Origin of the sequence: Pigmentiphaga sp. YJ18, from assembly GCF_038066655.1 — a bacterium.
GTDB lineage: Bacteria > Pseudomonadota > Gammaproteobacteria > Burkholderiales > Burkholderiaceae_B > Pigmentiphaga.
Map to the genome: position 1 here is coordinate 1,374,237 of NZ_JBBUKU010000001.1, position 12,551 is coordinate 1,386,787.

Annotated in this window: 9 protein-coding genes; 6 read left to right on the forward strand and 3 right to left on the reverse strand. The window is 57.4% G+C overall.

Features of this window, described 5'->3' with window-relative positions; genetic code table 11:
- Positions 1-6: 6 nt before the first annotated feature.
- From WKR98_RS06735 to WKR98_RS06760, 6 genes are read left to right on the forward strand one after another with little or no spacing between them, the layout of a single operon-like run.
- Positions 7-1,746: a class I SAM-dependent DNA methyltransferase gene (locus WKR98_RS06735; RefSeq protein ID WP_054445910.1), complete on the forward strand. Its 1,740-nt coding sequence runs from the start codon at positions 7-9 to the stop codon at positions 1,744-1,746.
- The gene (locus WKR98_RS06740) at positions 1,736-3,088 is read left to right on the forward strand and encodes a restriction endonuclease subunit S (protein WP_341432426.1); all 1,353 of its coding nucleotides are present in this window, start codon (positions 1,736-1,738) and stop codon (positions 3,086-3,088) included. Before WKR98_RS06735 ends, WKR98_RS06740 begins: the two co-directional genes overlap by 11 nt.
- Entirely contained in the window at positions 3,085-4,395 is a 1,311-nt protein-coding gene (locus WKR98_RS06745; protein ID WP_341432427.1) for a nucleotide-binding domain-containing protein, read from the forward strand. The genes WKR98_RS06740 and WKR98_RS06745 overlap by 4 nt, the downstream gene beginning before the upstream one ends.
- The gene (locus WKR98_RS06750) at positions 4,388-4,960 is read left to right on the forward strand and encodes an SLATT domain-containing protein (RefSeq protein ID WP_071536034.1); all 573 of its coding nucleotides are present in this window, start codon (positions 4,388-4,390) and stop codon (positions 4,958-4,960) included. Before WKR98_RS06745 ends, WKR98_RS06750 begins: the two co-directional genes overlap by 8 nt.
- Before the next feature lie 44 nt (positions 4,961-5,004).
- On the forward strand, positions 5,005-8,157 hold the full coding sequence (locus WKR98_RS06755; protein WP_341432429.1) for a type I restriction endonuclease subunit R: 3,153 nt from the start codon (positions 5,005-5,007) through the stop codon (positions 8,155-8,157).
- 22 nt (positions 8,158-8,179) lie between these two features.
- Positions 8,180-8,689 (forward strand): ATP-binding protein, encoded by a 510-nt coding sequence (locus WKR98_RS06760; RefSeq protein WP_223203247.1) that lies wholly within the window; start codon positions 8,180-8,182, stop codon positions 8,687-8,689.
- 146 nt (positions 8,690-8,835) lie between these two features.
- Here the strand turns inward: WKR98_RS06760 and WKR98_RS06765 are convergent, their stop codons facing one another.
- From WKR98_RS06765 to WKR98_RS06775, 3 genes are all read right to left on the reverse strand, one after another.
- Complete coding sequence (locus WKR98_RS06765) at positions 8,836-9,699, reverse strand: phage integrase N-terminal domain-containing protein (protein ID WP_054445901.1); 864 nt, start codon at positions 9,697-9,699, stop codon at positions 8,836-8,838.
- Between the two features lie 602 nt (positions 9,700-10,301).
- Positions 10,302-11,459, reverse strand: a complete 1,158-nt coding sequence (locus WKR98_RS06770) for an STY4528 family pathogenicity island replication protein (protein ID WP_341432430.1) — start codon at positions 11,457-11,459, stop codon at positions 10,302-10,304.
- A gap of 382 nt (positions 11,460-11,841) precedes the next feature.
- The gene (locus tag WKR98_RS06775) at positions 11,842-12,465 is read right to left on the reverse strand and encodes a glutathione S-transferase family protein (protein WP_341432432.1); all 624 of its coding nucleotides are present in this window, start codon (positions 12,463-12,465) and stop codon (positions 11,842-11,844) included.
- Between the last annotated feature and the right edge of the window lie 86 nt (positions 12,466-12,551).

A 12,551-nucleotide genomic window follows, 5' to 3' on the forward strand; every position in this document is an offset into this window, starting at 1 on the left:
AAAGACATGAGACCGATCGAACAACAATTCTTCAACGACCTGGAAAAGAAGCTCTGGACTGCCGCAGACAAGCTGCGCTCCAACCTCGACGCCGCTGTGTACAAGCACGTCGTGCTCGGGCTGATCTTCCTCAAGTACGTCTCCGATGCCTTCGAAGAACGGCAGCGCGAACTGCGCGAGCAGTTCACCAACCCGGATCATGACTACTACATGGATCCGGACGAATACGGCGGCGCAGGCACCCAGGAGTACGAAGAAAACATCGCCGCCGAGCTCGAAATCCGCGACTACTACACCGAGAAGAACGTGTTCTGGGTGCCGGTCGAAGCGCGCTGGCAAACCCTGCGCGATTGCGCGCAACTACCGCCCAAGGCGGCGCTGCCGTGGAACAAGCCGGGCAAGGACGAGCCGGAGGAAATGCGCTCGGTTGGCTGGCTGATCGACAACGCCATGGAGGCCGTCGAGCGCGAGAACGCCCGGCTGAAGAACGTACTCAACAAGGACTTCGCCCGCGTGCAGCTCGACTCCAGCAAGCTGGCCGGGCTGATCAGCCACTTCTCGGATACCGACTTCAGTGCCAAGGAATACAAGGGCCAGCCGCTGAACCTGAAATCCAAGGATATCCTCGGCCACGTCTACGAATACTTTCTCGGCCAGTTCGCGCTGGCCGAAGGCAAGAAGGGCGGCCAGTACTACACGCCCAAGAGCATCGTCACCCTGATCGTGGAAATGCTCCAGCCCTTCAAAGGCCGCGTCTATGACCCGGCCATGGGCTCCGGCGGCTTCTTCGTGCAGAGCGAGGAGTTCATCGAACAGCACGGCGGCAAGGCCGCCAACGGCAAGAGCGGGCAGATCAGCGTCTACGGGCAAGAGAGCAATCCCACCACCTGGCGGCTGGCAGCCATGAACATGGCCATCCGCGGCATTGACTTCAATTTCGGCAGCGGCCCGGCAGACACCCTGCTGAACGACCTGCACCCGGACCTGCGTGCCGACTTCGTCATGGCCAACCCACCCTTCAACATGAAGGAATGGTGGAACGAAAAACTGGCCGCCGACCCGCGCTGGATCGCCGGCACACCGCCACAGGGCAATGCCAACTTCGCCTGGTTGCAGCACATGCTCTGGCACCTAGCGCCCACCGGCAGCATGGCGCTGCTGCTGGCCAACGGCTCCATGAGCTCCAACACCAACAATGAAGGCGAAATCCGCAAGCGGCTGGTCGAAGACGACTACGTGGAGTGCATGGTCGCGCTGCCCGGCCAGTTGTTCACCAATACCCAGATCCCGGCCTGCATCTGGTTCCTGACCCGGGACAAGCAGAACGGCTTTGCGCTGGACAAGAAGAAGCGCGACCGGAGCGGCGAACTCCTGTTCATCGACGCTCGCCAGTTGGGCTATATGAAGGACCGCGTGCTGCGTGACTTTACCCTGGACGACATCCAGAAAATCGCCGATACCTTCCATACCTGGCAGCAGGGCGAGGGCTATGAAGATGTACCGGGCTTTTGCCATTCCGCCAAGCTGGACGATGTGCGCAAGCACGAGCATGTACTGACGCCCGGGCGCTACGTGGGCGCGGCGGAGCAGGAAGAAGACGGCGAGCCCTTTGCCGAGAAGATGCAGCGGCTGACGGCGCAACTGGCCGAGCAGTTTGCGGAGAGTGAGAAGCTGGAAGCGGAGATCAGGAAGAATTTGGCGGGGTTGGGTTATGAATTGCCAATGGAGGCCCGTGATGTGGACTGAAGTTACGGCAAATGACTTCTGCACCTCAGTGCGAGACGGCACGCACGACTCGCCAAAGCCAGTTGAAAAAGGACGGTACTTGATTACGTCGCGTCATATCATCGGAGGGAAAATCGACTTATCGAATGCCTACCTAATTTCAAATGATGATTTTGATGCAATTAACAAGAGGAGCAAGGTTGATAGATGGGATGTGCTAATTTCAATGATTGGCACAGTAGGTGAGCCATGCCTTGTGAAGGATGAGCCAGATTTCGCAATAAAAAACATTGGCCTTTTTAAAACAAAAAACGAATTGGATGGCCGATGGCTTTATTACTATTTAACGAGCCCTCAAACACAAACACTAATTCGTCAGCATTCAAGAGGCACAACTCAGGCTTATGTTCCCTTAGGGGCTTTGCGAGAGTTTCCTATCAGAGTGCCAAAAGACCGAGAGGTCATGTGTGCCATCACAAATATACTCAGCGGACTTGACGACAAGATCGACCTCAACCGCCGTATCAGCCAAACCCTCGAAGCCATGGCACAAGCCATCTTCAAATCCTGGTTTGTCGATTTCGACCCGGTCAAGGCCAAGATCGCAGCCATCGAACAAGGCCAAGACCCGCTGCGCGCCGCCATGCGCGCCATCAGCGGCAAGACCGACGCCGAACTCGACCAGATGCCCCGCGAGCACCACGACCAACTCGCCGCCACCGCCGCGCTATTTTCCGATGCAATGGAAGAGTCGGAATTGTGGGAGATTCCGAAGGGGTGGGGAATTAAATCCGTCTCTAATATAGCGCCCTTTACAACGGGTAAGATTGAAGTGTCTTCTCTGACTGTTGAGAACTATATTTCCACAGAAAATATGCTGGAAAACCGGGGCGGCATAAGTCATGCGTCGTCCCTCCCAGCAGTCGCTACCGTGCCGACTTTCGAGAGTGGAAATGTTCTAGTTTCCAACATCAGGCCATATTTTAAGAAAATATGGTTAGCCCGTTTTGACGGAGGGCGATCAAATGATGTGCTCTGTTTCGAGGCGAAGGAAGACGGCTGCCAAGAGTTTCTGTACAACTTGCTCTATCAGGATATTTTTTTCGAGTTCATGATGCGCACGTCAAAAGGGGCAAAAATGCCAAGAGGGGACAAGGAAGCAATTGCTGGCTGGAAATTTCCTTGCGCGCCCTTGGATCTGAGGAAAGCCTTCTCAAAAAAGGTGTGCACATTCTACTCGTACATTGAAAGTATCAATCTAGAATCGAAACAGCTATCTGAACTTCGCGACACCCTTCTTCCCAAGCTTCTCTCTGGTGATTTGTCTGTTGCGGATTCTGAAATGAAGAGGGTAGGGAAATGAGTGTTGCAGAAATGTTCTCGGAGTTCATTGGTAATTTGGCGATAAGCAATGCTGAAGCCATAAGCATGCGCTACGGTGAATTAACTGCTGCACTCAACAAACAATTCCGGGATACAGAATCAAAGACGGCCAATACGCTTCAGGTTGGCTCATTTGGTAGAAGAACCGGTATTAACGGAATCTCCGACTTGGACATGCTCTACATCATGCCCAAGACCAAATGGGATGATTATGACAAGGTTGGTGGGCAGTTAAAACTTTTGCAAGACACAAAAGATGCGATTCTCAAACGCTATCCGTCAACGAAAGTTCGAGTTGATCGCCTAGTGGTAACAGTGACCTACACGAACTTTCATGTCGAAGTGCAGCCTGTTTTTGAGCAGGATGACAAGAGCTACAAGTATCCTGATACCAAAAATGGCGGGAGCTGGAAGGTCACCAAGCCAAGAGAGGAAATGGATGCGGTTGCCAACCTGGATGCAGTCAAGAACTCAAATCTGCGTCGTTTGTGCAAGATGGTGCGTGCCTGGAAAAACAAACACGGTATTGGTATCGGTGGATTGTTGATCGATACGTTAGCTTATAACTTTCTGAATTCGACCTCGGACTATGACGAAAAAAGCTACCTTTACTACGACTGGCTAAGTCGAGATTTTTTCAAGTATATCTCTGAACTTCCAGACCAAAGCGAATATGCCGCGCCGGGCAGTCGGCAGCGGGTAAAAGTCAAAAAGAAGTTCCAACGGCGGGCCAAGAAGGCCTACGAACTTTGCCTGAAAGCCATAGAGGCTGAAGGAAAAGAAAGCGCCAACGAGAAATGGAAGGCGGTTTATGGTCGCCCATTTCCTGCTGCACAGAAAAAATTGGCTGAAGCCAGCGCTGCACAAACCTGGAAAGATACCGAGGAATTTATTGAAGATAAATTTCAGGTTGATATACGCTATCAACTAAAAATTGATTGCGAAGTGATGCAGCGCGGATTTCGAAAATTCCTTCTCCGCAATATGTTGGGGCTAAAAATCCCGCTAAGATCAGACAAGAAGCTGAAGTTCTGGGTATCTGAACTGCCGCAGATTAACGGCCCATTTCTAATCTACTGGAAAGTCCTAAATAGGGGCGACGAGGCACGCCGGCGTGACTGCGTTCGTGGGCAAATTACGCTCGATGGCGGGTGGCGAACAAAAGAGGAAAGCAGTAACTTTCGAGGAGATCATATCGTTGAGTGCTATCTCGTCGAAAATGAGACTGTGGTTGCCAAGGATAGAATTCATGTTCCAATCGTAGCAGATGGAAGCGACTATGACTGACAATGAAAAAATTCTAGAAGGGCAATTGCGTGAGTGCTACGGACGCGTGGTTTACTCCCATAAAACACACGAGAAATGTGCGGACATATTATTTGAGCGTCACAAGCAAATAAAACTCTGCCAAATTATTCTTTCGGCTCTAGTTACGGGCGGTTTGATAGCTGCTCTTTTTGATTTCAGTGCACTGGCTGAGTACAAGAAGTGTGGAACATTTGTTGCCGTTGTACTTTCCACGGTATTGCTCGTCCTTAATTCCTATACCAAGGACTATGATCTTGGTGAAATTGCCCAAAAACATAGACAAGCAGGGGCTGATCTATGGATTATCCGTGAGAAGTATCTTTCCCTTTTGACGGATCTCCGCTTAGCAGTGGCATCGCTTGATGAAATTCGTTCGCAAAGAGACCAGCTTGCCGAAGATTTGCATGCTGTTTATACCGGTGCGCCCAGTACAAATTATAAAGCTTACATCGAAGCTCAAAAGGCCCTAAAAGAGCTTGAGGATATGACTTTCTCTGATGAGGAAATAGATGCCTTTCTTCCAAGAGAGCTTAAGAGGAAGTAAACAATTTACTTATTGCTGCATAAGTATATGAAGGGTGATGCGCTGTGAGCGTAAATGAACAACAACTCGAAGACGCCGCCATCGGCTGGTTTGGCGAACTGGGCTGGCAATACGTCAATGGTCCGGACATTGCGCCGGATGGCGACAGCCCTGCCCGTACTGACTATCGCCAGACCGTACTGCGAGAACGCCTGCTGGCGGCGCTATCCCGCATCAACCTCCATGTTCCCGCCGCGGCGCTGGAGCAGGCGGCACACGAGCTTCTGACGGTCAGCGAGCCGCTGCTGATCGCCCGCAACCGCCGCGTGCATCGGCTGCTGCTGTCCGGCATCCCCGTCGAGTTCTCCGAAGGCGAGGAAAAGCGCACCGACCTGGTCAACCTGATCGACTTCGCCAACCCACGCAACAATGACTTCCTGCTGGTTAGCCAATTCACCGTGGCCGGCACCAAGCAGCCGCGCCGTCCCGATCTGGTGGCCTTCGTCAACGGCCTGCCGCTGGCGGTGATCGAGCTGAAGAACCCGGCCAACGAGCAGACCGACATCTGGGATGCCTTCAACCAGATCCAGACCTACAAGGAAGAGATCGGCGACCTCTTTAACACCAACGTGGCGGTGGTGGTCAGCGACGGCTTCACGGCGCGCCTGGGTTCGCTGACGGCCAACCAGGAGCGCATGCAGCCCTGGCGGGCGATTGCCAATGAGGACGACCGGCCGCTGCTGGAGTTCGAACTGGAAACCCTGGTGCGTGGCTTCTTTGAGCCCGCGCTGTTTCTGGACTATGTCCGCCACTTCGTGCTGTTCGAGCAGGATGCCGATCAGATCATCAAGAAGATTGCGGGCTACCACCAGTTCCATGCCGTGCGCGAGGCGGTAAAAGCCACGGTGATCGCCGCCAGCCACCCGAACAAGGGTCTTCTGGAAGTGCAGGAGCCGCGCGCCACCTATGGTAAGGAAGTGCAGCCCGGCAGCCGCAAGGCCGGCGTGGTGTGGCATACGCAAGGCTCGGGCAAGAGCATCACCATGGCCTGCTACGCGGGCAAGCTGTTGCAGCAGCCGGAGATGAAGAACCCCACGCTGGTGGTGGTGACCGATCGCAACGATCTGGACGGGCAGTTGTACGGCACCTTCTGCGCGGCCGAAGACCTGCTCCGGCAGACGCCGGTGCAGGCGGGTAGCCGCGAGGAACTGCGCGAGATGCTGGCCTCGCGCGAGGCGGGCGGCATCATCTTCACCACGGTGCAAAAGTTCGCCCTGCTGGAAGATGAAGAACAGCATCCCCTGCTGTCGGGTCGCAGCAATATCGTGGTGATTTCCGACGAGGCGCACCGCAGCCAGTACGGCATGAAGGGACGGCTGGATACCAAGACCGGCAAGTACGTGTTCGGCTATGCCAAGCACATGCGTGATGCACTGGCCAACGCTACCTTCATCGGCTTCACCGGAACGCCCATTGAGCTGGAAGACAAGGACACACGGGCGGTGTTCGGCGACTACGTCAGCATCTACGACATCCAGGATGCGGTGGACGATGGCGCCACGGTGCCGATCTACTATGAAAGCCGCTTGGCCAGGCTGGACGTGAACCAGACTGAGATCGACGCCCTCAATGCCCAGGTAGATGAGGTCATCGAGGACGAGGAAGACCTCACCGCCCGCGAGAAGACCAAGAGTGATTGGACTGCATTGACCAAGCTGGTGGGCGCACAGCCGCGTCTGGAACAGGTGACGGCCGATCTGGTGCAGCACTTTGAGACGCGCACCGCCACGCTGGAAGGCAAGGCGATGATCGTTTGCATGAGCCGCGACATCTGCGCCGAGCTGTACAACACCATCGTTGCCTTGCGTCCGGATTGGCACGACGCCGACCCGGAAAAGGGTGCGATCAAGGTGGTCATGACGGGCTCGGCAGCGGACAAGCCCTTGCTGCAACCGCACCTGTACAGCCAGCAGGTGAAGAAACGTCTTGAAAAGCGCTTCAAGGACCCGGCAGACCCGTTGAAACTGGTGATCGTGCGCGATATGTGGCTCACTGGCTTCGACGCGCCCTGCTGCCACACCATGTATGTGGACAAGCCCATGAAGGGCCACAACCTGATGCAGGCCATTGCCCGCGTCAACCGGGTGTTCCGCAACAAGCCCGGTGGATTGGTGGTGGATTACATCGGCATTGCCAACGAACTGAAAGCGGCGCTCAAGACCTACACCGAATCCAAGGGCAAGGGCGACCCGGCGCACAACGCGGCCGAGGCCCTGGCCGTGCTGCTGGAGAAGTTGGACATCGTGCGCGGGCTAATGTACGGCTTCGACTACAGTGGGTTTGAAACCGATGCGATGAAGCTGCTGGTGCCGGTGGCCAACCATATCCTGGGGCTGAAGGACGGTAAACAGCGTTTCCTCGATGCCATGCTGGCCGTGAGCAAGGCGTTTTCCCTGTGCAGCACGCTGGACGAAGCTGCCGCCCTGCGCACGGAGATTGCCTTCTTCGCCGCTGTCAAGGCTGCCATCGTCAAGTTCACCACGGTGGATCGCAAGCGTTCCGACGCGGACAAGAACAGTGCGCTCAAGCAGATCCTGGACAACGCTATCGTGGCGGACGGGGTGGCGGACATCTTCGCCCTGGCGGGCCTGGACAAGCCCAACATCGGCCTGTTGTCGGAAGAATTCCTGGAAGACGTGCGACAGATGAAGAGCCGCAACCTGGCGGTGGAACTGCTCGAAAAGCTGTTGCGTGACGAGATCAAGGCGCGGGCGCGTAACAACGTAGTGCAGGAGAAGAAGTACGGCGACCGCCTGCTGGAAACCTTGCGCAAGTACCACAACCGAGCGGTGGAGACGGCACAGGTCATCGAGGAGTTGATCCAGATGGCCAAGGACTTCCAGGCAGCGCTGGAGCGTGAAGCAGCGCTGGGGCTGAATCCGGACGAGATCGCCTTCTACGATGCGCTGGCCAACAACGAAAGCGCCGTGCGGGAGTTGGGCGACGATACCTTGAAGAAGATCGCCGTCGAGATCACCGAGAAACTGCGCAACAGCACCACGGTGGATTGGCAGGTACGCGAGAGCGTACGCGCCAAACTGCGGATTCTGGTGCGACGCACGCTGAAGAAGTGGAAGTACCCGCCGGTGGGTGAGGATGCCGCCATCGAACTGGTGCTGAAGCAGGCGGAATCACTGTCGAACGCTTGGTCGAAGTGATAAGGCGGACAGAGGAGAAACGATGACCCAACCAGACTTGAGCCAACGGCTGGACAGCCTGGTCGCTACTTGGGAAAACGAGGTGGTGGAATTCAAGCAGGCTGGCGATAACTACAGCACCGACGATATCGGCAAGTACTTCTCTGCGCTAGCAAACGAAGCCAACCTGCGCGGAAGCGATGGCGACTGGCTGGTGTTCGGCGTGAACAACAAAACCCGTCGCGCGGTCGGCACGGACTACCGCCTGCAATCCGAACGCTTGCATTCGCTGAAGATGCAGGTTGCGGAAAATGCGGAACCTCGCATCACCTTCCGTGAAATCCATGAACTGGAACACACCGATGGCCGCGTGTTGATGTTTGAGATCTCTGCTGCGCCACAGGGTATCCCGATTGCCTGGAAGGGAGACTACTATGCTCGCGCGGGCGAAAGCCTGGTTTCGCTGGGGCTGGATAGCAGCCTGCTGACCAGGCTGCGCCGCCGTGGGGTGATCGTGAACACCGGTTCCGATACTGCCCTTGCTCGAGGCTGACAGAGAAAATTGCAGAGAGAAATTAGAGGGCTGCAGAGAGATCTTTATTTAATATCATACAAATCAATGAGTTATTTCTATTTAAAAGTCCGGGAGCCGAGTCTTTGAGAGAGGCATGAGAGGCTTGGGGATGTTGGTACCCAATCTCAGGTACCTAGATAGATCGACGTCACTTTCAGCCTTTCATGCCCGAGCTCATGGCTGATCTGCTGTCGAGCGTGTTGGTCACTCATTCTCTGACTGCTACTGAGCTGAGCTTTACCAGGGCCACCCGCTGCTGGCGCCTTCCATCCCGTCAGCACCTCATACCGCATCTGCGCATAACGGTGCCGCAGTCCGTGCATGTTGCTCAGGCCCGCCGCCTTGCACTGCCCGTCGTAGACATGCCGCTGCTGGATGTAAGTCTTGTGCGACGGAATCAATGATCCCAGGCCTGACAGGCGATGGACCTTATCCAATACCGCACGCTGTTCCGGCGTCGTGATTGGCACCGTCCGATCACGACCACCTTTTGCCCACGATCCCTTGATGGCGATATGGTCGCCACGGTCGGCATAGCGGGGTTGGAACTTGATGGACTCTTCCCGCCGCAAACCGAAAGCTGCTTGCAAACGCAGGCTCATACGAACTTGAGGATCGGTGATGCGGTCCAGCCTGTCATCCAGTTCCTTGGCCTTGCTTTCATTGGTCACATAGCGTCGTTCGGGAATGCCCAGCTTGGTGTTGTCTGCCGGTAAGATGCCTGCCTTGCCAACCTTCTCGGCCCACCAGCGCAGATGCGCCATACGGTTCTTTAATGTACCGGCGGACAGGCCTTCGGCTTGCCAGCGTTGCAGCAGGGCTTCGACATGCTTGCCCTTGAGCGAGTTGGCGCGCATTTGGCGGAAGCCCGCTTCGCGCAGTTGGCGAGCGGCCAGGCTCATCGAGCGCTGCCTGTCAGCCTGGGTGGCGTGGCTACCGTCACGGTTGCGCTGGCAAAGCTGCCGCAGGGTGTAGGTCAAGTCGTCCATCGTCCGGCCTCCAAGCAAAGCGCCGTACTGCGTTGTCCTGAAATTCAGTGGTTAGTGTTGGTGCCAGCTCGTCAAGGCGAGATCCCGTGAGGGCAAGGGCAGGGTGTTCAGGAGACACCAGAGCCTCGAATGAGGCATCCGTCTTGCTCCCTGTTGGAAGCCCGGACGGAGGTACTGCAAGACGAAAGTGATGTGAACGTGGACGAGTCCTCCTATGAAGTGAGTGGGATGAGAAATGCAGCGGCAGCCCCGTGCGTTGCGCACAGGCAATTGCCGCGAAGGACAGTGCGCCAGGCGGCGCGATAGGGATGAGTTCAACAGACGAATAAGGCTCTGCCCTGGGTAGGACCGGTATGTGGTCGGAGCCTGGGCATACCTTGGGTGTGGCTCCACCCTGTCGGGCCAGCGCTTGCAGGAACCTGCGCTGTTGGGGGTGCCGATGTACGAAGCCCATCGGTCTTGGCAACTGCCCGGTCAGTGTAGGGCGGCCATCATCATGTCTGCCGCACGCAATAGGATTCGGCGTTCGCCCGCATTGTTGCTGGCGTGAGCGGGGGCGTCACTGCGGCGTGCAGTGACGCCCCGTTTCGCGGCAGCACTTATTACGCAGGATGCGGCTGCCATCCCCTGGCCTGCATTGCCTGCGCTGCGATGTCCCCAGCGTTCGTCGAGGCGTTCATGATCTTGCGGATGTTGGCGATGTGCGCCAGGGCGGTTTCACGCGATGCCGGTTGCGCTGTCGGTTCAGGGCGGTCTTCGGTACGCGGCGGAGTTGCAGGCCGATTCTCGGCAGTCCGTGGGGTGGCAGACGCCTCCTTACGACCTGCCCACAAGCGGAACTCGCCCGCAAATACGCGCTTAACCAAGGCGAAGAAGTAGGCCACGACATTGCGAACGGTGCCGCTCTGGCTGCGTGCCTGCAACTCGTCGAGCACTTCCTGGCGATGCTGCGGCGGCAGCCGCCGTAAGGCGGCCTGCACGTCCTTTTGCTGATCTGCCTGGGCATTGCTCAGGCAAGGAGGCAAGCTCACCGACTGCGATGCCGGATCGCCGTCGCCTTCGCGCGCGCGGTACGTACGTTCTTTTTTATACATATACGTCTTATACGTACCGCCCTGCTCAGCCGTCATGTGGCGAGCGTGTCCGGTCTGTTGCCGAACAAGCGTGCTGCCAGCGGAATCGCCAGACAATGGCAGTGTGTCGGCTGCCTCGCTCGCCTGCGACGGCGGCATAGGGGGAAAATCATCGTCATCGTGACGCTGATCGTGGGTCGGAATGGAGGCGGCTTCAGATGCCTGCGCCAGCGCTGCCTGAATGTGGAGGGCCACCCGATCCACCTGGTTGTTTTCGTGGCCGATGGAAGATTGCAGAAGCGCGGGCAGGCAGGCATCGAGCGTGCAAGCCTGTTGGAAGTCGAGGGCGCTTTCGTGAACCTGATACAGCTCGCTGAGCACATGGCTGGTCAGAGGGTCGCGTTGCTGGCCCACCAGACTGATCCACCCCGTCAGCCGAAGCACGACGAGAACGCGCCGGGCCGTCTCGTACCCGGCCCGCTGCCCCAGCGGGGTAGAGGTGAGATAGCGGCGCAACTGCCCCAGATTCGCCAGCGGGCTGATGCCCTCGGCAGAGCGCAGCATGCGCAGCACCTGCCAGCCATTGCGCTCCAGCGGTGTGAGGCGGGCATCGAGCATGAGCGAGGCCGGCGTAGTGAACAGGGCGTCCTGCCCCAGCGAGTTGTGGCGGGTGTGCTGGTCTGCCATGAGAGTTCTCCAAGGTCTGGGCCACAGCGGCCCGTTCCCCTGCATCTCATCGCGTACCGTTCCAGGCGTCAGCCAACAATGCGGTCTGCGCCATAACCGTTTTATCCGGCAGGCGCAGCGCTGGCACCCGCATCCAGACTGATCTATCATCCCGATACCCCTATGGGGGTACAACTGGGGGTACTTCCAGCGATTCCCGCAAAGCCCGTGGCCCGATTTCCCCGCGAAACCTAGCATTCACGGCCCTTTGCCGAACGATCAACGTTTAAACGTGTGATCAACGTCTGACAGCTCTTGCGTCCACCCCGGCATGGGTGGGCGGCTCCTCGACATCCCCGCCCTGGCGTGTCCTCGGCGGGGATGTTTTCATTGGCGCGCGCAATCATGCCCCCGTCGCCGGCGCGGGCAGCGTGACCCCCTTGCGCACCGCCGGCCTCGCGGCCACGCGCTCATGCCACGCGGACAGATGCCGGTGCCGGCTGAAGTCGAAGTCGATGATGCGCGCGATGTGCGTCCAGCCGAAGGTCGCGATGTCGGCGATGGAGTACGCGTCGCCGGCCAGATACGGATGCCCGGCCAGGCGGGTGTCGAGCACGGCGAAGACGTCTTCCGTCAGGCCCTGGTAGCGGGCGACGGCAGCGGGTAGGCGCTCCTGGGCGAACAGCTCGAAATGCACGCGTTGTCCGATGATGGGCCCCATGCTGGACGCATGGAACTGGAGCCACTTGATCGCCTCCCAACGCCCGAGGGTGTCGCGCGGCAGCAGCCGCCCGGTCTTTTCGGCGAGGTAGAGCAGGATGGCGGCCGACTCGAACAGTGTGACGCCGGCGCCGTCGTCGGTCAGGACGGGAATGCGGCCATGCGGATTGAGCGCCAGGAAGTCCGGCCGCCGGTGCTCGCCCTGGTCTATGCGCACGTGGTGCAGGCGGTAGGGCAGCGCCAGTTCTTCCAGGGCGATGGTGGCCTTGAAGCCGTTGGGCGAGGTGTCGGTGTAGAGATCGATCATGGAGAAGAAGGGCTAAACTGGAAAGCGAAGGGGTTCCATGATTCTCCCTAAGTGAAAAACAAAAACAAAACGATTTGATCTGCTTC

Bases quoted from the DNA above. Each gene is read 5' to 3' on its own strand.
- WKR98_RS06735 (WP_054445910.1), top strand. From the start codon at position 7: ATGAGACCGATCGAACAACAATTCTTCAACGACCTGGAAAAGAAGCTC.
- WKR98_RS06740 (WP_341432426.1), top strand. From the start codon at position 1,736: ATGTGGACTGAAGTTACGGCAAATGACTTCTGCACCTCAGTGCGAGAC.
- WKR98_RS06745 (WP_341432427.1), top strand. From the start codon at position 3,085: ATGAGTGTTGCAGAAATGTTCTCGGAGTTCATTGGTAATTTGGCGATA.
- WKR98_RS06750 (WP_071536034.1), top strand. From the start codon at position 4,388: ATGACTGACAATGAAAAAATTCTAGAAGGGCAATTGCGTGAGTGCTAC.
- WKR98_RS06760 (WP_223203247.1), top strand. From the start codon at position 8,180: ATGACCCAACCAGACTTGAGCCAACGGCTGGACAGCCTGGTCGCTACT.
- WKR98_RS06765 (WP_054445901.1), bottom strand. From the start codon at position 9,699: ATGGACGACTTGACCTACACCCTGCGGCAGCTTTGCCAGCGCAACCGT.
- WKR98_RS06770 (WP_341432430.1), bottom strand. From the start codon at position 11,459: ATGGCAGACCAGCACACCCGCCACAACTCGCTGGGGCAGGACGCCCTG.
- WKR98_RS06775 (WP_341432432.1), bottom strand. From the start codon at position 12,465: ATGATCGATCTCTACACCGACACCTCGCCCAACGGCTTCAAGGCCACC.